The sequence below is a fragment of the Aerococcaceae bacterium DSM 111021 genome (genome assembly GCA_020112395.1).
Lineage (GTDB): Bacteria > Bacillota > Bacilli > Lactobacillales > Aerococcaceae > Ruoffia.
Genome location: JACCEK010000001.1, coordinates 1,207,314 through 1,227,523 on the forward strand (window position 1 = coordinate 1,207,314; position 20,210 = coordinate 1,227,523).

General features: G+C 38.5%; 19 protein-coding genes. 3 read left to right on the forward strand and 16 right to left on the reverse strand.

Annotated elements, in window-relative coordinates; all coding sequences use genetic code 11:
• The first annotated feature begins 312 nt into the window (after nucleotides 1–312).
• From HYQ40_05590 to HYQ40_05600, 3 genes are all read left to right on the forward strand, one after another.
• Nucleotides 313–726, forward strand: a complete 414-nt coding sequence (locus tag HYQ40_05590; protein MBZ6527245.1) for an Rrf2 family transcriptional regulator — start codon at nucleotides 313–315, stop codon at nucleotides 724–726.
• A 67-nt stretch (nucleotides 727–793) separates the two neighbouring features.
• A complete protein-coding gene (locus tag HYQ40_05595) occupies nucleotides 794–1,696 on the forward strand; it encodes an NAD(P)/FAD-dependent oxidoreductase (GenBank protein MBZ6527246.1) in 903 nt (300 codons plus the stop codon).
• 75 nt (nucleotides 1,697–1,771) lie between these two features.
• A complete protein-coding gene (locus tag HYQ40_05600) occupies nucleotides 1,772–2,299 on the forward strand; it encodes a class I SAM-dependent methyltransferase (GenBank protein MBZ6527247.1) in 528 nt (175 codons plus the stop codon).
• A gap of 139 nt (nucleotides 2,300–2,438) precedes the next feature.
• Here the strand turns inward: HYQ40_05600 and HYQ40_05605 are convergent, their stop codons facing one another.
• From HYQ40_05605 to HYQ40_05680, 16 genes are all read right to left on the reverse strand, one after another.
• A complete protein-coding gene (locus HYQ40_05605; GenBank protein ID MBZ6527248.1) occupies nucleotides 2,439–2,924 on the reverse strand; it encodes an S-ribosylhomocysteine lyase in 486 nt (161 codons plus the stop codon).
• 530 nt (nucleotides 2,925–3,454) lie between these two features.
• Nucleotides 3,455–3,904 (reverse strand): hypothetical protein, encoded by a 450-nt coding sequence (locus tag HYQ40_05610; protein ID MBZ6527249.1) that lies wholly within the window; start codon nucleotides 3,902–3,904, stop codon nucleotides 3,455–3,457.
• A 9-nt stretch (nucleotides 3,905–3,913) separates the two neighbouring features.
• Complete coding sequence (locus HYQ40_05615) at nucleotides 3,914–4,516, reverse strand: hypothetical protein (GenBank protein ID MBZ6527250.1); 603 nt, start codon at nucleotides 4,514–4,516, stop codon at nucleotides 3,914–3,916.
• Nucleotides 4,517–5,040: 524 nt separating this feature from the next.
• A complete protein-coding gene (locus HYQ40_05620; GenBank protein MBZ6527251.1) occupies nucleotides 5,041–5,301 on the reverse strand; it encodes a metal-sensitive transcriptional regulator in 261 nt (86 codons plus the stop codon).
• Nucleotides 5,298–5,588, reverse strand: a complete 291-nt coding sequence (locus tag HYQ40_05625; protein MBZ6527252.1) for a rhodanese-like domain-containing protein — start codon at nucleotides 5,586–5,588, stop codon at nucleotides 5,298–5,300. Before HYQ40_05625 ends, HYQ40_05620 begins: the two co-directional genes overlap by 4 nt.
• Before the next feature lie 7 nt (nucleotides 5,589–5,595).
• Nucleotides 5,596–7,257: an FAD-dependent oxidoreductase gene (locus HYQ40_05630; GenBank protein ID MBZ6527253.1), complete on the reverse strand. Its 1,662-nt coding sequence runs from the start codon at nucleotides 7,255–7,257 to the stop codon at nucleotides 5,596–5,598.
• Between the two features lie 2 nt (nucleotides 7,258–7,259).
• Complete coding sequence (locus HYQ40_05635) at nucleotides 7,260–7,562, reverse strand: rhodanese-like domain-containing protein (GenBank protein ID MBZ6527254.1); 303 nt, start codon at nucleotides 7,560–7,562, stop codon at nucleotides 7,260–7,262.
• A 308-nt stretch (nucleotides 7,563–7,870) separates the two neighbouring features.
• Complete coding sequence (locus HYQ40_05640) at nucleotides 7,871–8,095, reverse strand: hypothetical protein (protein ID MBZ6527255.1); 225 nt, start codon at nucleotides 8,093–8,095, stop codon at nucleotides 7,871–7,873.
• 266 nt (nucleotides 8,096–8,361) lie between these two features.
• A complete protein-coding gene (locus HYQ40_05645; protein MBZ6527256.1) occupies nucleotides 8,362–8,967 on the reverse strand; it encodes an ROK family protein in 606 nt (201 codons plus the stop codon).
• Nucleotides 8,968–9,012: 45 nt separating this feature from the next.
• Nucleotides 9,013–10,113, reverse strand: a complete 1,101-nt coding sequence (glf, locus tag HYQ40_05650; protein MBZ6527257.1) for a UDP-galactopyranose mutase — start codon at nucleotides 10,111–10,113, stop codon at nucleotides 9,013–9,015.
• Between the two features lie 19 nt (nucleotides 10,114–10,132).
• A complete protein-coding gene (locus HYQ40_05655) occupies nucleotides 10,133–11,146 on the reverse strand; it encodes a glycosyltransferase family 2 protein (GenBank protein MBZ6527258.1) in 1,014 nt (337 codons plus the stop codon).
• 67 nt (nucleotides 11,147–11,213) lie between these two features.
• Entirely contained in the window at nucleotides 11,214–11,693 is a 480-nt protein-coding gene (locus HYQ40_05660; GenBank protein MBZ6527259.1) for a GtrA family protein, read from the reverse strand.
• A gap of 4 nt (nucleotides 11,694–11,697) precedes the next feature.
• Entirely contained in the window at nucleotides 11,698–14,124 is a 2,427-nt protein-coding gene (locus tag HYQ40_05665; GenBank protein MBZ6527260.1) for a glycoside hydrolase family 3 C-terminal domain-containing protein, read from the reverse strand.
• A 177-nt stretch (nucleotides 14,125–14,301) separates the two neighbouring features.
• Nucleotides 14,302–15,615: a GHKL domain-containing protein gene (locus tag HYQ40_05670; protein MBZ6527261.1), complete on the reverse strand. Its 1,314-nt coding sequence runs from the start codon at nucleotides 15,613–15,615 to the stop codon at nucleotides 14,302–14,304.
• Nucleotides 15,612–16,325 (reverse strand): response regulator transcription factor, encoded by a 714-nt coding sequence (locus HYQ40_05675; protein MBZ6527262.1) that lies wholly within the window; start codon nucleotides 16,323–16,325, stop codon nucleotides 15,612–15,614. Before HYQ40_05675 ends, HYQ40_05670 begins: the two co-directional genes overlap by 4 nt.
• A gap of 120 nt (nucleotides 16,326–16,445) precedes the next feature.
• Nucleotides 16,446–19,307: a glycoside hydrolase family 3 C-terminal domain-containing protein gene (locus HYQ40_05680; GenBank protein MBZ6527263.1), complete on the reverse strand. Its 2,862-nt coding sequence runs from the start codon at nucleotides 19,305–19,307 to the stop codon at nucleotides 16,446–16,448.
• Nucleotides 19,308–20,210 lie beyond the last annotated feature (903 nt).

The window sequence follows — 20,210 nt, forward strand, 5'->3', positions numbered from 1 at the left end:
ATAGTGTCCGCTAGTCGTGTTTGCGGATTCTATTGATGAAAATAGTGGCCGCTATTCGTGTTTGCAGACTCTATTTATGAAAATAGTGGCCGCTATTTGAATTTACAGATTTTTTTTTAAAAAAATAGTATCCGCTATTTAGACTATCTTAAATAGTACTTGCTAAGCGAGTTATCTTCACATAATCAAAATACATTTGACGAGCTACTTCATTTCTAAAATAATAAATTTTAGCAACTTGTTGACTTGAATCCTAAATTACTTTATATTTAATTACAGACAATTATAGTCTTTAATTAAAGAGGTGATTATATGAAATATTCAAAGGCTACTAATTATGCCTTACATTCGATGGTTCATTTAGCAATGGAGTCGAATAACGAAGCGGTGCGGGTCGAGGATTTAGCTAATCGCCAACATCTTTCGCCAACATATTTATCAAAAATTTTGACTAAATTATCCAAAGCAGGCTTAATCACATCAACGCCTGGGGTTAAAGGTGGTTACCGATTACTTCGTTCACCGGAAGAATGTACATTCTTGGATATTATTCAAGCGATTGAAGGTCAAGAATCTTTACTCACTTGTACGATGTCGCATCAAGGTTCACATCACGAAGAGTGTTTGATTGAGCGAGCAGTTGCACAAGCAGAAGACAAGATGTATGAGGCCTTAGCACAAAAGACAATTGCTGATATTTTGACACAGATGCATGCGAGACACTAATCAGTGTCGAGTTTTATTTTAATTATAGATATTAAAGGTCTTTAATAGAGTTTATAGGAGGAAATACATGATAGATGTAGTAGTAATTGGTGGAGGTCCTGCTGGAATGAGTGCAGCTTTAGTTGCCGGCAGAGGTAGAAATGACGTTTTACTTATTGACGAAGAAAAACCAAGAAATGCTGTAACGAATGAATCACACGCTTTTTTAACTAGAGATGGAATCACACCAGAGGATTTTAGAAAGAAAGGGCGACGGGACTTACTTAAATACCCAACAATTACAATCCAAAACGAAAGAATCGCTTCAATTGCTCGAAATAAAGATGGTTCATTTCAATTGACGACAAGCTCTGAGGACATCATCCATACTAAAAATGTTGTCTTAGCTACTGGTTTAACTGAGACACTCCCAAATGTGAAAGATATTGAGAACTACTACGGAAGCAGTATCTTCTCTTGCCCCTTCTGTGACGGTTGGGAAATGAAAGAACGCCCGCTGATATTCATTACAGAATCGAACCAAGCTTTTCATGTCGTGAAATTATTGAAAAACTGGACCGATGATTTGATTGTCGCGACCAACGGTCTGGAGGTCTTTGATACGGAACAAAAAACACTCATGAAAAAGAACAACATCCGCCTCATTGGTGATAAAATCACTCAATTAAACGGCACAAATGGTGAGCTCCAAAGCGTTGAGTTTGAAAATGGCGAAACAATCCTTCGAACAGGTGGCTTTTGTTCAACAGACTTAAATAATAAACTACCATTCACCCAACAGCTTGGTATTGAAGTCAGTGAAGCGGGGTTTATTACAACTGACATGATGGGACGCACGAATATTAACGGTTTATATGCTGCAGGAGAAATTACCGGACCGTCACAACTCATCGTTTCTGCAAGCCAAGGACACATGGCTGGTATGGGCATTATCGCTCAGTCTAGCGAAGAAAATTTTAAAACCATATAAGGAGACAATGCATTGGGACATATAGATAAATTCAACCAACTCGCAACACACTATGACACACCCACTAATATAAAAATGGCCAAACTAGCAACTGAGGCAATCCGCCCTTTTCTAGATAAAAACGACTCGAAAACAGCAGCCGATATCGGATGTGGTACAGGTCTAATCGGACTCGAATTACTCGACGACGTTGAGTCGATGTTATTTGTCGACGCATCTGAAAAAATGCTTCAACAAGTCGAGATGAAATTAACCGATAAAGCGTCTAACAACGCGTCAGTCCTACTGATAGATATTGAAAAAGACATCCAACTTCCATATAAAGTAGACACAATCGTTCTGTCATTGGTCTTACACCATATCCCCAACCATCCAAAATTATTGTCTAACCTCTACGATAATTTAAATGACAATGGGCAATTACTTATTATTGAAATGGAGAAACAAGTTAAAAACGGTCATGGAGTGGATCGAGCTGAGTTAGCGACTGAATTAACAGAGCTGGGTTACAAAAAAGTCCAATCAAAGATTTTCTATAATGATCAAAAAGAAAATCACATTCATGATACGTCTCGGTTTATTCTGAGTGCTCGAAAAATTTAATAAAAAAGAAATAAGCCACTTCAAAAAAATAACTCCTTGAATGATGTGACCCCCGAAAGTTAGAGTTAAACAACTCACTTTCGGGGGTCACATCAGCGACAAGTAAGAACAGTACTTTTTTAATTATTTTCTTCATAATTTATCCCTCTTTCGATTCATAGGCGAATGACAAGTCAGTAATTTCAGTTAACACTTGATAATAATTTTGACTATAATAGCGAGCCATCGGCAAGTTTTGATCTAAGAAATTACCACAATCGCGTGCTGTGGCTCCTGGAATCTCATCATCAAATTCAGAGATAAATTTAAACGTATCTTGAAGTAAAGAAAGCACATCTTGCGGTTCAACGGCATCCGTTAAAATTAAGTAAAAGCCCGTACGGCAACCCATAGGTCCGAAATAGATGACTTCATCTTTAAATGTCGGGTCATTACGTAAATAAGTCGCTCCTAAGTGCTCAATCGTATGTATCTCTGCCGTATTCATAACCGGTTCAAAGTTAGGTGCCGTAAAGCGTAAGTCGTAGGACTTTAACCCACGATTTCCCACCTTATCTTCTCTCGATAAATATAGTCCTGGTGTTAAATTTAAGTGATCCACTGTGAAGCTTGCGATTTTTTCCATGTGTACATTCTCCTATTCTTTTCATCAAAATTTTGAACTTCGATGGTACTCAAGTAAAATTCTGGCCAGAACATTTTATTAAGTAAATTTTTAAAATTGCTAAAAAAAATACCCATCCCTTTATCTATCAATACTTTGATAAATAAAGGGACGGATACTTCCGTGTTACCACCCTCGTTTATGCCTGTCTCACAACACACACCTCAACAATTCCGCATCTCTGCTGAAATCTGGCAATATATCGGTTGCTTCCCGTTCGAATAGCGTTAACCATCCAAAAACTCAGAGCTCATCTTCACTGCTTCTATCATGGACCCTTTCTCACCAACCGGGCTCTCTTGACCTGATTTCATCAGTTACTCTTCTCTTCAATGTAAAATTTATATTAAAAATATGATAATCACATGAGTGATTGATTAGATATTATCACCACTTCCAAATTAAGTCAAGCAGTGACCTCTACAAAATGCATAAAAAACTCCCCACAAAAAAGTGGGAAGTTCTCCATACTATTATTAAAGCAAGTAAATCTACCTCACCACGTCAAAGTCTTGATAGAACTTTCTAACTTGTGAATCTGCTAAGAGTGGGTGATGAACTTGATGAAGGCTGACGCCAGGCAAGCTGTTACCTTCCAAGAGACTTATGCCTTGATCCGTTAAAACAACGTCCCAGCCTACATAACTTATTTGCTTAGTTTGATAGGCAAAGTCAGCAACGTTCAATATGTCTTCTTTAACTTTCTCCCAATGGGGAATGACTAGACCCTTAATTTGAACTCCGCTATCAGGATGAACCACATGCCAATTTACTCTGCCATCGATTGGGATTATGGCTGCGTCACCCAACAGACCCGTCTCAGGGTCAACAGCTACACTTAAGCCATGACGACGGAAATTATCTGTTGGAGCGGACATACTTGTCCCCACCCTAAAGACCGAACCGGCAATAAATGCTTTCTGACTTGTCTGATCAACCATGGTTAGTATTCAAATCGTGTTCAAACTATCAGCAAATAAATCCTGAGAGAACTGGCCTTGTTGAATAAATTCCGATATAAAGTAATTATCCAAAGTGGAAAGATAAGCAATAAACTCATCTTGTGTCATAGTCACATCATTTATTTGAATCTGCCCACTCTTCCATTGAACAAGGGAGACACCCCTGCCCTCAGCTCCAAAGATTGGCTTAATTACTAGCTTACGAGACTCATCTTTTTGTAAGTAAGCGAGCAAACTCATCGCATCATCAAAGAAATTAGATAGAGGTATCACATGCCCCTTCCCTATGAGCGCTAAGGTTGACGGCATCTCCACCTTGCCTTCTAACATCTCAACAAATTCGACTTTGTTGTTCAGATAATAAGCTGCTTCTTGGTTAATGGCTCCTGTTTTCATTATTTGGTAGTCAGACAAATAATGTTTATAATTTTTATGATTTAGCCCATACAATATCTTTGACTCGCTGATGAATCCTTTCACTAACGAGCTAAATCTAACAGAACATTTGACCGGTTGTTTCCTCCGTTGATCCTTCATTACTAAAGCAATCGGCATCAATGCTTTTCTTAGTAGCTTATGTGATATACCCATCTACTCCGCCCCCTCTTTAATCATCAAATTACGTTAAATTATGACTTATTGAAACAATTGAAATGATTCCTTAAATCCATTATACGCTTTACCAAACCGCTTACAACTATGTTGCTTCAACATTCTTAGGATATATATAAATAGGACCCTCACAGTCAAAATGATATGCTCCCCCTAAAGTAGACAGGGGGCAGTTCAGCCATAGAATTCTTTCTGTATTTTTGGACTTTATTTGTCACTAAAGATACATTATGACGAGAGTTTCGAATATTTATGATGATGTCATGATCCCTAAATTTAAAACTGGCTTTCTGGTAGAATCACAAACAAAAAAATAAGCGGCCTGTCACCTATGCAATATAGGTTACAAGTCGCTTAGTAAAAACATTCAATTAAAGTCCATCTATAACGCCTACTCGCTCTTTGATGGCGTGTCCATTTGAATTTCGTAATCATTCTCGTCTTGTACTTCTTAAAATATTTGAAACTCAACTTGTCCTTTTAAAGAGATTTACTCTATTAACTTATCGGGATTTTACGATTAAGTTAATGGCTTCTTGAATCGATTCAGAATTTTCCTTGTCGTTTTCTTCTGTGAGACACTGTGCTAAATTTTCGGCGACAATTAAACCAATGGCTCGATCAACACTTGTCCGAATGGCCGATAACTGTGTCACAACATCTTTACAGTCTTTTTCTTCTTCCATCATATTTAATACGCCCCGTATTTGGCCTTCAGACCTCTTTAAACGATTTTTGACTTTTTTATCGTATAAGGAACTCAAGCTATCTCACCTCTCCAAGCTGACATACCGCCTTCAACATTGATTACATCGTATCCTTTTTGACTCAGAATATGGCACGCATTGGCCGATCGCCCACCACTTTGGCAAACAACATAATAGCTCTTTTCCTTATCCAATTCTACTGGAAAAGTACTTAACGGCTTTGATTTTGCTTCTGGAATATGCCCCATCTCATATTCGAAATCTTCTCGTACATCAATGATATTTAAATCTTTATTATTTTTGTACATCTCACTAAATTTAGAGTTTGAAATACTTTTAGTCATTATTTAATCATTCCTTTATTTTACTGATTTTTTCTGGCTTTACCATTGAATACAATGCAAAGGCACCATCTAGATTTTTTACATTCAAACCATTTTGTTTCATCATTCGTTCAGCTATATAGCTTCGTTGACCACTATGACAACTTGCTATATATGATTTTTCTTTATCCAGTTCTTCTAAGCGTGTACGTAAATCATTTAGTGGAATATTGATAGCATTTGGCATTGCTCCATTTGATTTGATTTCATCTTCATCACGAACATCCAATAAAGTCCAACCGCTATCTTGTAATCCTTCTAAATCATACCATTGCACAATATCTGTCAAACCTTCAATAACATTCATAGCTGCATACCCAGCCATATTAACCGGATCTTTTGCTGATCCAAAAGGTGGTGCATAGGCTAATTCTAATTCTGGCAAATCATCGACGGTCAAGTGGCCTTTAATGGCTGTCGCAATTACGTCAATCCGCTTGTCAACGCCTTCTTTTCCTATAGCTTGTGCGCCATAGATGGTTCCATCTTCTGGGTTAAATATAAGCTTCAATACAAGCGTTTCTGCTCCTGGATAATAACCAGCGTGGTTTTTACTTTGGATATGGATTGATTCGTATTTAAGTTGATTTGCTGATAACTGACGTTCATTTAGTCCAGTAGAAGCGGCAACTAAGTCAAATACGCGAACAATTGCTGTCCCGATACTTCCTTTATTTTTTCTATCATATCCCGCAATAACATCAGCTACCTGACGTCCTTGACGATTTGCTGGCGAAGCCAAAGCTATCATGGTGTCTTCTCCTGTTATTTGTTGTTTAACGATGATTGCATCACCGATTGCATATATATCAGGTTGACTGGTTTGGTAAAACTCATCGACTAATATACCTCCACGCATACCTGTCTCAATGCCAGCTTCTTGAGCCATTTCAGATTCTGGACGAACTCCCACAGACATTAAAGTTAAGTCACTTTCCAATCGTTTGCCATTTTCCAGTACGATGAGGCGACCTTCATCTTCAAATGATTCTGCTGCTACGCCAGTATATAATGTGACCCCTTTTGCTTTCAGTTCCGCCGCAATATATGTGGCCATTTCTTCATCAAAGGGTGGCAAGACTTGTGGAGCCTTTTCTACTACAGTGACATCTAAACCTCGGTTATGCAGATTTTCTGCCATTTCAAGCCCGATAAAACCGGCACCGATGACAGTCGCTTTCTTCGGTTGGTTTTCTTCTATAAATTGGGTGATCGCATCTACATCAGGCACATTACGCAGAGTAAGAACATTTTTTGCTTCTGATAATCCCTCTGTGGGTGGTACAAACGGTTTTGCTCCGGGAGATAAAATCAATTTGTCATAAGACAATGCATAGGTACCCTCTTGATTTTCCACTGTTACTATCTTTTCTTTCGCATCAATCGCTAGCGCTTCACTTTGAACACGTACATCTAAATTAAATCTTGCCTTTAATTTTTCTGGTGTTTGGACCATCAACTGATTTCTATCTGTAATTTCACCACCAACATAGTAAGGTAACCCACAATTCGCGAAAGAGACATAAGGACCTTTTTCTAATATTATAATTTCAGCGTTCTCATCTAATCTTCTTAGGCGAGTGGCAGCAGACATTCCACCGGCAACTCCTCCAATAATAACTACTTTCATTTTTATTTCACTCCTTTAGTTGGGCCATTCCATTTATGCATGCCGCCCTTAACATTTACTACATCATAGCCGTTCTTGTCCAAAATTTTACTTGCTTTTTTACTACGCATACCGCTTGCGCAAATGACATAGGTTTTTTGCGTAGGTTTGTATGATTGAATCTTATCTAGCGGAACATTCTTTGCTCCGGTAATATGACCACCTCTAAATTCAGCGGGTGTGCGGACATCAATAATCAAAGGCTTTTCATTTACTTTTTCATTTAAATCTTTTGTCGAAATAGAAGGTATTCTTTTAAAAAACATGTCATCTCTCCTTGATGTTTAGTTATTTTTCTTTTTCAGTCATTCATTTATCCGTATTATACCCCATCGGGTATATTGAGTCAAGTTAATTGTTTTATCGATTACTGATTATTACGCGACTTCAGGTCCACCTATTCAGAGCATTGAGTCTTTCGAAATCCATTCGGAGTCCGCTTATACGCATTTGGAGTCCAGTAAAAAAAGCCATGCTAAATTCAGCATGGCCTATTCTTAAGAATAATTATTGGTTTTGATTAGAAGCTTGTTGTTCACGCATATTTTATTGACCGGTGTCAAACCAAACTGCATTATGAACAATTCTGTCCATTATTGCGTCCTGGAAAGAACTTCCGGTACACCTCATTATCAGATAGCTCTTTAACATCTTCATAAGAGAGATTTAATTCATCTGCCCGTTTAAAGACTTCACTTACTGAACTACGACCCACTTTCTGTGTTTTAGCGATCATATTTCGAGAGAATCCTTGATCCCGACACTGCATCACTAATTTCACTGGTATTTTTCTGACCATAAAAAAAAGCCTCCTTCATGTATTTTTAGAAGTTGAAAACTTCTAAAATTACTATACACAAATAGAAACTATTAAGTGGACTCCAGATGAAGATTGGAGGACTCGAGACTGCGAAATAATCACTTCGGCTGACGGGATGGATAATTTGGCCACTAAGTTATTTAAACAAGCTTTGAAAGAAAGCGAATAAAATATTATCTTATTTAAGATCAAGAACAGAGCTCATGATGGTTCTGTTCTTTTAATTTTATTGTTTCTTCGATAGATTAATAAGATGGACGATACTTTCCACATTCAACTGCTGAAGCTAGAGCTTCCAAACAGCCTTTTTTACCACAGGTACATCCGATTGGACTTTGTTTATCAATCGTCAGGTGTCCAATCTCCCCGGCTGCACCACTGCTTCCGTGAACGATTTTGCCATCCACAATCACACCACCACCGATACCCGTACCAATCGTCACCATGACCACATCTTGGGCATTCTCACCCGATCCGTAGCGTTGCTCACCTAATGCCGCAATATTAGCGTCATTATCTAATTGAAATGGCAACCCAAAAGCCTCTTCGAATAAGTGGCCAACCGGAACCATTCCTCGCCAATTCAAGTTATACGCTCCCGTTACCGTTTTATCGGCATGATGAATTGTGCCAGGGCTTCCCATTCCAATGCCAACAAAGTCAGCCTCAGTCATTTGATACAAAGCCATACGTTCTTTAATGGATTCAATAATATCAGGAACAATCGCCTGGCCTTCATTGAGAATAGTCGTCTTAATTGACCATTTCTGAAGAATCTCTCCATTTAAAGAAACAATCGCTAATTTACACGTAGTCCCACCAAGATCTATGGCAATAATCTTATCTTTCATCCACGTTGCTCCATTTCTATTCCATTTGATAGACTGCGATACGCTTTAAGCCAATTCTTCCCTCACTGCATCTAAGGCAGAGCGTATAACCTGATCCATATTATAATATTTGTACTGACCGAGTCGCCCACCAAAATACACCTTAGGAAAATCTTTCGCTAAAGCCACATACTCTTCATACAACCGATTATTCAACTCATCATTCACCGGATAATAAGGCTCATCACCGGCTCCCCACTCTTTAGAATATTCTCGTGTGATGACCGTCTTCTCTTGCTGACCAAATTCAAAATGCTTATGTTCGATAATTCGCGTGTAAGGCGTCTCACGATCCGTATAATTAACTACGGCATTTCCTTGATAATTCGCTATATTCAATACTTCCGTCTCAAAGCGAAGACTACGATACTCTAGCATCCCTAATTCAAAATCAAAGAATTGGTCAATTTGACCAGTATAAATAATACGGTCAAAGTCGCGTAAGTATGCATCTTTCTTATTAAAAAAGTCAGTCTTTAACTGAACTTGAATATTAGGATGGTCAAGCATTTTCTCAACAATTTGCGTATACCCACCCACCGGAATGCCTTGATGAGGATCGTTGAAGTAATTATTATCATACGTAAATCTTAACGGTAGCCGACGAATAATAAAGGCCGGTAACTCTGTAGCAGACTTGCCCCATTGCTTCTCAGTATAACCTTTGATTAGCTTCTCATAAACGTCCTGTCCCACAAGCGCAATCGCTTGTTCTTCAAGATTTTTCGGTTCGCCTGTCACTTGGCCACGTTGTTCATTAATCTTAGCCAGAGCCTCATCTGGCGTTATAACTCCCCATAATTTGTTAAAGGTATTCATATTAAAAGGCAGATTGTAAATTTCGCCCTTGTAATTGGCAATCGGGCTATTAATGTAATGGTTGAAGTCCGCAAACTGATTCACATACTCCCATACCTCATCATCGCTCGTATGAAAGATGTGCGCACCGAAAGTGTGAACTTGAATACCTTCAATCTCTTCAGTATATATATGACCCGCTAGGTGGTTGGCTTTTTCAATAACTTGAACCTGATGCCCTGCCAATGCCAACTCTCGGGCATATGTCGCCCCATATATTCCAGCTCCAACGATTAAATATTGACTCACTAGTTTCTACTTCCTTTCCTTAGTAACCTGCAATCGTTCGAACTAAACGATAGATGCGATTAGACGTCCACCTTCCCGTTCGAGACGTGGGCTTAAGTATTTTTGCGAAAACGGTCCGATTAATACGAGTATAGACTTGGTCATTAATCCGCTCAAGTTCATTCCACAGAGCAACTTTCTCTTTCATCGCTTCATCCGTTCCAATCTTATTCAATAAAGAACTGGAAATAGAGATGACAGCTTCCAGGTGGCGAATTAAATACGCCTCACTCTCTGGTACTGACGAATCGGTCCAATCTGTCGCTTCAATCATTAACTTATTCACCTTCAATTGTTGGTCAATGCGTTTAATCATATTGGACTCTGTAATCGATTGGTCCTCGCGCCCGATATAATAGCGGTACAAGTCAACGTCAATATACTTCATCGTTTGCACATGTTTAAATGGCAAGTAGACATACAAGTTATCAACATAAAATGTCTTCTCCGGTAAAGTCAGATTAATCCGACGTAATAAAGCCGTATTATAGATTAAAGCATGCATCATCAAGTACTTTCCACGTGGAAAATTCGTAGCCAAATCCCATGAGAACACCTCTCCAGTTGGAAACGTATTGCTGAAGTTAATCGTCCGGTTCAAAGTCTTACCTTCTCGTTCGTAGACATAATTATTAATTAACAAGTCCACTTCTTGATGATTTTCTTCAAGACGTGCGATCTCTTCCATCACCGTCTTCAAGCTCTCTTCATCCGCCCAATCATCACTATCAATGACTTTAAAATACTTCCCTTGAGCCTGCTGTAACCCACTATTAATGCCCCCACCATGACCTTTATTCTCTTGGTGAATCACACGGATAATCTCCGGATAGGCTGTTTGGTAGGCCTCCGCAATCTGAGCTGTTGCGTCTGTTGAGCCATCATTAATGATTAAAATCTCCATCCGATCATCACCAATTAATAATGATTCAATACAACGGTCGAGATAATCTTGGGAATTATAAGAAGGCACAATAATTGAAATTAACTTCATTATTTCATTCCTTTCTTAATCCGTTATATATCAATTATATAACAATATAAACGAATTAGATGCTAAATTATTTCATAATGACAAACTTCATCATAGGATAATTCACAACGACTTGAACAATAATATTCACGACATTGGCTAATAATTGTGCAACCCCTAAGCTAAAGCCCCAGTTTGTTAAAAGACCAATCACATAAGGAGGTAGAACAATCGACAGAATCCCAGCGACCACAACCGTTAAGATATACCAATGGATGGTCTTAGATATCTGATTAGATGCTTTAAATACTAGGTACCTTTGGACAAAATAATTAACAATTTGTGCCATCACATAGGCCAACAAGAAAGATAAGAAACCACCTAGGCCCCCATTATCAACCGAATAATCGAAGATAAACCATTGAAATGGTTGTGACTGTAAGCTACTAAATAGAAAAGTCGTACTGATCCAAAGAACAACAAAGTTCGTCACTGTCGCAACATTCGACAGCACATTAAACTTAATAAACTCCCATAAGTCTGGATGCTCTTCTCCCCAACTTTTAATGGCATTAATCATTACTTTCACCTGCTTTGTTTACTTTTTGATTAAGGAAATAATTCTTAACTAAACGACCCACACCACTATAGAAATGCCCATTAACAATGTATAAGATATCATCTACCATCGCATGGTTCACCATCCCTAAAGTCATCTTCTGAATCGCACGGAAGGTCATATTATAATTGAAATATAAATTCAGATTTGGCTTACCTTTTTTGTTACTACGTTCAATCAGCGCAGTGATCACCTTATACACTAACCTTCCGATCGGACTTTTAGCATAGTACAATTGCGAGATTGAATCATTGTGTGTCAGAGGGGCCTTTTTATCCCAATGGCTTTCAGGGATTGGACGTCCTAATAAAGCTTCAAAGTCCTCAGCACTTACTTCTTTCACTTTTCCAGTAAAATAAGTTTGAAATTGTGCTTTATCATATAAACCATTTGCGTCAATCCCCTCAAGTTCAACCACTTCTTCCAAGCGAATATCGCGAGAACTAGCCCCGACTAAAATGTCATAACTTCCAGCTTCCACTTCCCATTGCTTACTTTGAGGATTATAGAATTCAAAGGCATGCTTACTTAATTCAAGGTTCACTATTTTAGACTCGCCAGCTTCAAGATGCACTTTAGCAAAAGCAGCCAACTCCTTCACTGGTCTAAACACATGATCCGATGCCTTTTGCACGTAGACTTGAACCACTTCTGAACCAGCCAACTCACCAGTATTAGTGACTGTTACTTGTACTTTGTGGCCTTCAACCGCTAAATCACTATAAGCAAAGCTCGTATAACTTAAGCCATGCCCAAAAGGATAAAGAACTGGGGCTTCAACTTTGTCATAATAGCGGTAACCGACATAGAGCCCATCACGGTACTCTGCCGTTAACTCCAAGCCTGGGAAATACTTCTCATTCGGCACGTCCGCATATGTTAATGGATACGTCTCATTCAACTTCCCAGATGGATTACAACGCCCCGTTAAAATATCGAGAATCGCCCGCGCCCCCGCTTGACCGCTTAAGTAAGAATGAATAATCGCGTCGACATCATCCGCAAAAGGCAATTCAACCACTGAACCACCTGAGAGAACAATCACGACATGCTCATTCACCGAACGGATAGCTTTCACTAAGTCGAGTTGGTTCTTCTCCAAACGAATGTGTGTCCGGTCAATCCCTTCAGACTCAGAGATTTCTGTTAAGCCCATAAAAATCACTACTTTATCGACCTTTTTACTCAGGTCAATCGCTTCGTTTAGTAATCCTGGATCTTCCTTACCGTCACGGCGATAACCTCTAGTATGTTGAACCTCACTAAAATTATATTGTTCTTTCAAATCAATCAAGTTATCTAATTGCGTTGGGTTAACGGTAGAAGACCCCGCCCCCTGATAGCGTGCTTCATATAAGAAGTCACCAATAAAGGCAACTGACTCCTTGCCACTTAGAGGCAAAGCTTGGTTTGTATTCTTTAATAAGACAATACTTTCTTGAGCTGCTTGATAGGCAATTTGACGATGTGTCTTCTTAGTCGCTTCTTCTAAACTGTCTTTTCCAGGGTTTGGTATTTGAATTTGTAAGAGAACATCTAATAACTCATCCACCCGTTGGTCAAGCAGACTTTCATCTAAGCGTCCAGATTGAACCGCTTTGACAAGCTCAAGGGCTCCGGGTCTTCCTGTAGCTGGCATCTCTAGATGACTCCCTTGACGCACACCTTCCACATGATCATTGCTACCACCCCAATCGGTCACAACCGCGCCTTTATAGCCCCACTCGCCATAGAGAATATCTTGTAATAAGTGCTCATGCTCATTGGCATAGACCCCATTCACTGGATTATAAGACGTCATTAAGAATTTCGGTTGACTCGTTTCGACCGCAATCTCAAAGCCTTGCAAGTAGATTTCTCGCAAGGTCCGCTCATCTACTACAGAATCCACCGACATTCTACGTAACTCTTGGCTATTAACCGCATAATGCTTAGGTGAAGCTGCAATGCCATTACTTTGAATACCCTTAATCATTGCTGAGGCCAATTCCCCTGTTAAGATAGGATCCTCACTAAAATATTCAAAGTTTCGTCCACCCATTGGATTACGTTTAATATTCATCCCTGGTCCTAAGAGTACATTCACACCTAATTCAACTGCTTCACGCCCTAAGGCTTCCCCAACCCGTTCAATCAGGTCAACGTCCCAACTATTCGCTAAAGTCGCTGCTGTTGGAAACGCGGTCGCTTTAATACTCTCATTCAAACCAAGATGATCCGCACTCCCTAACTGCTTACGTATACCATGTGGACCATCCGCTAAGAAGATAGAAGGAACTCCCTCTTCTTCGAACGTCCAAGTCTCCCAAGTATTCTTACCAGACATTAACATCGCTTTTTGCTCAAGCGATAATTTATTAATAATATTTGGATACTTCATTGTTTTGCTCCAATCATGATGTATTTATTAAACTTCCCTTTACTGTAAACCTTTACATCTATAGCTTATCAAAAGTCCAAAATCCACTCTATGCTGGCTTCATAGTTAGTCTTATTTATTACATATTCGGCAAAAAAAGAGCGACATTTTCAAATAGAAAATACCACTCTGTTATCCTTAATTATTCATTGGGAAAACCACTTGTAAACTAAACCAATAATCCTCGGTATTAATATTCATATAGCCTCCATAACGATTAGCAATATAGCGAATACTCTTCAAGCCATAACCATGATAGATCTTATCTTGCTTGGAAGTCTCTGGCAAATCATCAAAAGCCTCCAACTCCGTCATTAAGTAATTGTCAATACGAAGGACAACCATATTCGCCTTGCTTGTCAGTTTCAAAGTAATTAACCGTTTTTCAGGATCATCGTACTTTTCCACATGTTCAATCGCATTATCCAAGGCATTTCCTAATAAACTTACCAAGTCTGTTACTTGCAAGTGATTCAACAGATCACCATTAGCAATACAAGTAAAGTTAATATCATTTGTAATACAATATTGATTTTTTTGCGTGAGGAAGGTATCTAGAACTGCATTCCCGGTTTCAATCTTAGCCTCTAAGTTCTCAATCGAGGACTTCAAGTTCGTTAAGTATTCCTCACGCTTATTCACATCCGACTCCGATAAGATCACACTCATCTGATGCTTCAAGTCATGAGACTTCCGATTAATATAAGCCGTACTCTCTGCAAAAGACTTATATTGACGGTACTGACTATTGAATAAATGGCGAATATTATCCACTTCAGTCCGTTGAAATTGATCCTTACGTAAATATTGTTGAATATATAAAAGCAATAAGCCCGTTATATTAACAAAAGTCCGCAAGACGAATACCGCCAGAGAATTCCCCAAATTATATGACGTCTCTGACAACAAGAAGCCCATATTACTCATCGCAAAGGTCAGTGCGACCACTAAGATTGACGTCAATGTGTCCTTCCAAGTAAAGGAAGCAAGCACTTCACCAATCTCACCTTTGCGTTCAACGTAATAGATAAAGGCTCCAATACCCGCATATAAACTCAAGTTAAAGAAAATCTCAACCCACAGCGCTGTTGACACATTCCCAAGAAAGAAGAGACAATATATGAGCCAAACTGTTGAAGCAAGCAACTCCGATAACATGAAGGCTTTGGATAAGACGAAAATACCTGGATACAGTGAAACGTGCGACAATAAGCGAATAGAAAGCCCCATCCAAATAATGTTAACTAACATCCCCGGTATCCAAAAAACAAGCGGTAACTCACCCGCAATCAGCTGAAGCATTAACTGCACCAAACCTAATAAGAACGCCTTGCCTAGCCATTTCCAAGAGAACTTTGCATGAATCAAATACGCATATAAAACAACTGCCAACCACTCCGCGTGAGCGGTGAGGTATCTAGGAATATCTGGTAAGATTTCAATTGAATTCATAGTACTTGTTCTCCTAAGAAGGCGGTAAACCGCTCCATAAATTCTTTCTTCTTAGAACGACTAATTTGAATCGTCTCCTCGCCAATATAGATGGTATTCTTCTCAACCTTATCAATGAAGTTGAAATTCACAATAAAGGAATTCGAACAGCGATTGAAAAGCTGAGGGTCCAGACGTTCTTCCGTATTTTTCATCGTATCAATAATTGTATATTCGTTATCAATCGTTATAAAATCAATATAGTGCCCTTGCGATTGAATATATTTAATGACACTTTGATTAATTCGCTTCATCGTACCACTAATCTTTAACACAATCGAGCTCTCTACTTTATTCTGACTCGCGAATTTCTTCATAATCTTTTTAAAATGCTCTTCAAAAGTAAATTGACTTAACGGCTTCAATAAGAAGTCGGTCGCTTCCACCGAATAACCTTGAATCGCCACTTGAGCATGATTGGTGACAAAAACAATCAAAACTTCAGAATCTTTCTCACGAATTTTCGTTGCTGCTGTCATCCCATCCATATATTGCATCTCAACATCAAAGTAAATAATATCGAATTCATTAGCAAATTGATCGACAAAGATTAAGCCATCATCATACGTCGTTACATTGACATATTGATCGTGGTCTTCTGCTGCTTTGTGGATATAAGATTTAAGTTTTTCTTGTGCTTGTTTATTGTCCTCGACAATTGCGATGTTCAATGAAGTGCCTCCTTTAACAAAGTTTTATGTATATATAGTGTAGCATAGTGATTGATTATTAGACTATATTTAAAAATGACTAGTGAAAGAAAGCTTCACTAGCCATTAAATGGGTAAGTCTTATTTGTTATCTTCTGCTGATTTAGCAGGTTTAAATACTTTCCAAGTAACGAATGCCATTAATAGAGCAATTGCAATCGTTGCAGCCCATAGCCAGTATTGCCATAGAGGCATAACTTGAACAACGCTTGTATTATCAGCAATTCCATTCATGGCATTACTATTAACGATAGAATACAATACTGCATGTGCAGAATCTTTAATGTTTTGAACAGTCGTTGGTGTTAAGTCAGCGTCACTGAATTGCCATAAGTTAGCATCCGTATTCAACCAGATATTAGTCCCAGCATTCAATCCTTCAATTATATCTTGATAGCTAAATACATCAAATGACGCTTGATCTGTCGCAACAAATCCTTTGAATCCCCACTCGTCACGTAAAGTATTGGTCATTAATCCTTTATGTGCTCCTGACCAGATTGGTCCTACGCGGTTCATACTTGCCATGAATCCATTCCCTTCGCCTTCACGAACAGTGATCTCGAATGGCTTCAAGTAAAGTTCACGAAGCGCTTGTTCGTTAGAATAGATACCACCACCAATTCGGTTGGTATCTGTCTCGTTCAAGACAAAGTGCTTAGCATGAGTGAAAGCCCCCTTAGATTGAGCGCCTTCAACAATAGCCGCACTCATCTTACCTGATAACAGTGGATCTTCAGAGAAGTATTCAAAGTTACGTCCACCAAATGGTACTCTATGTAAATTCATACCTGGTGCATACCAGCCCGCAATCTTGTTGTAAAGCGTATCTTCACCTACACCTTGACCCATCTGGTTCACGATATCTGTATTCCAAGTAGAAGCAAGAACGAGCTCAACTGGATAAGCCATAGCATCAATCTTACCACCTACAAGTTCACCTGATAGACCTGCGGTACCATCACGAATGACTGTGGCAGGTAAGTTAATTGATTCTAAAGGAACCGTTGCATAGCCACCCATACGAACGAATTCTGTTAATTCATCCAGTGTTAATTGACTCACTAAAGCATTCCACATTGGGTCATCATAGTCTACATCTTTCAAATCAATAGCTTGAAGCACACCATATTCATCGCTAATAACACCTGTCTCTGGCATCTCTGCAACTTCATCCGTTAAGTCACGCGTAATCTCAATTCCATAGATAATGTCATCTGTCGCTTCTAATTCACCACCAGCATAAGTCTCTGGCCAAGTTTCTTGCCAATCTGTTCTTGATAAATATTCAACATCATCATAGTAAGATGCCATATCAACATTATCAAATTGGTTCTCAATCTCATTACCCGTCACTTGTGACACTGAATAAGTCTCTGTATCAAGCTCATCTACAGTCACAGTACTTACAAGGTCAGCATTACCAACGCCTGTCATACCGTCTTCTTCGTCAAAACCTTTAACATTTAAGATGTTGTTCAGCGCATCATTAGAGTTATCCCCTACGCTAAAGTGGTAATCTCCTGCATCTACAATATAAGTACCTTCACCATTACGGTCATATACTTTTAGACTTTCCTTAGGTACACTGATTGTCACAGTCTCACTGGCCCCTGCTTCAATCATATCTGTCTTAGCAAATCCAACCAATTCAACAGCTGGTTTATCAATACCTTGTTCCACATCATAATCTGTGAACGGACTTTGTAGGTATAATTGAACAACTTCCTTACCAGCCACCTCACCATCGTTATTGATATCTACTGTAATTGTATAGGCACCATCTTCTTCAGCTAATTCCATATTGTCATAGCTAAAGTCTGTATAAGACAATCCATAACCGAATGGATATAATACTTCTGAAGCATAATCAAAGTCCCCTGCATTACCTTGGCCCGACACAACATCCTCATAACGTGTCTCATAATATCTGTAACCTACATAGACATCTTCATTGTACGTCATAAAGCCTGTGCTACGAGCTGTCTCAACATTAGTAAAGTTGAAGTTACCATAGTTAACCATCGCAGGTGAACTGAATACATCATAAGCATAAGTATCTGTTAATCGACCTGATGGGTTCACTGTACCATTCAATACTTCACCAATCGCTAAGATACCCGTCTTACCACCAGCACCTACCCAGATTGCTGCATCCATATTCAATTCTTCAAGTGATCCTAATTCCATCGGATTCAATGTGTTCAATACAACCACAACTTTATCGAAATTATCTTGAGCTAACTCAATTAGTGCAATCTCATCAGCATCTAGCTCTAAGTAGTGCGAACCAGATTCCAATGTCTCCATTGAGATGTCGCTACTCTCACCACCAGAACGACCAACAACAACCAACGCCGCATCATTATAATCAGCAAATGAATCAATTAACGCATCATCAAACAAATCAACCGGTGCTTCATTAACAGCAAACTCACCTTCACCATATACATTTGGTTTAGTCTTACGGTACTCAGATCCTGCACCAGATATATAAAAATCAAGCACTGTCTGGTTAATATTAAATCCAGCTGCTTCTAACGCTTCATCGAAAGGTGTAGCCAATGACTTATCCATTGAACTTGCCCCTTCACCCCCATAGATAAAGTCAACTGAATTCTGTCCTAGGACTGTAATATTCGTCTCATTCTCTAATAAAGGTAACGTCGCTTCCTCATTCTTTAATAATACAATGGACTCTCTACCAATCTCATGTGCCACTTCTTCCCCAAAAGCCACTAATTCTTCTTGAGTTGCAAAGTCAGACTTAAAGTACTCAGAATCAACCTCTTCCCCACTCACTTCAACACGTGTCGTCTCATGTCCTAGATAAGTTGAGATTACTTGAGAATATCTCCCAGCGTAATAATGCCCCACAACCAACAGAACAATCAATAGTATATCAATAGCAGCAACTATCCGTTTACTATTCTTTCCTTTCATTCAACTTCCCTCCATTTTCTAAATCGCTTACAAGATGTATCTTAGTACATGATTTAGCTTCTTAATATAATTCTTTCGTGAATGGTATGCTTTTTTTCATATTCGGTAATTCAAAGTTGTAATTAGCATAAAAAGGTACTACTTACTGTCAAGTTAACGATGACCAGTACGGAGGAGGGATGACTAAAGTTAGAGAAACAATTTAAGAATTTAGAATAGATTAACTAAACTCGGTAAAGTAAAAATCAGAAAACTTAATAATTGTGCTTTTCTCTATTTTTGTGAAGGCTTTCATCATTGTATTTTATCATAATTTAAATCTAATCTTAACTATTTTTTCCATTTTTGTATTAATTTGACTTTATGCTATCAAATCTTCATATATTGAATATCTAGTTAATTATGAATTGTCAAACACAAAGATTAAAAAAAACACCCCAAACTTTATTAGCCTAGGTTAGTTATATTTAAAACTATTCGCTGTCTTCCTGCTCCCTCTCAAATATCCCATCGCCTCTTCAAGCTCTTTGATTTGCTGTTTTATCTCATTCTTCCTATTTGACGACATATCTTCGCGTTTAACTTTCTTCAGATTCTCTTTTTAGTTACAAATCCATCGCATTCAACTTCATTTCAACAGAATAATAGCGTCGATAAATCTGAAGATAGAGCACCTATAGGCAATTAATATACACATTCAACAAAAAAACTTTTTTCTCCTTAATTTTATTATTTTCAATCCTTATACTTGTAGTTAGTTGAGGCAATTAATGATTAGTTTTATGCGATTTATCAATTAATTTTCTCAATTAAATACACCTATGTTTTTTGTTATATTATATAACGATGTTATCCTAATTTTGGTTAACATTATCAAATCAGTCTTATTTCGCGTTATATTTT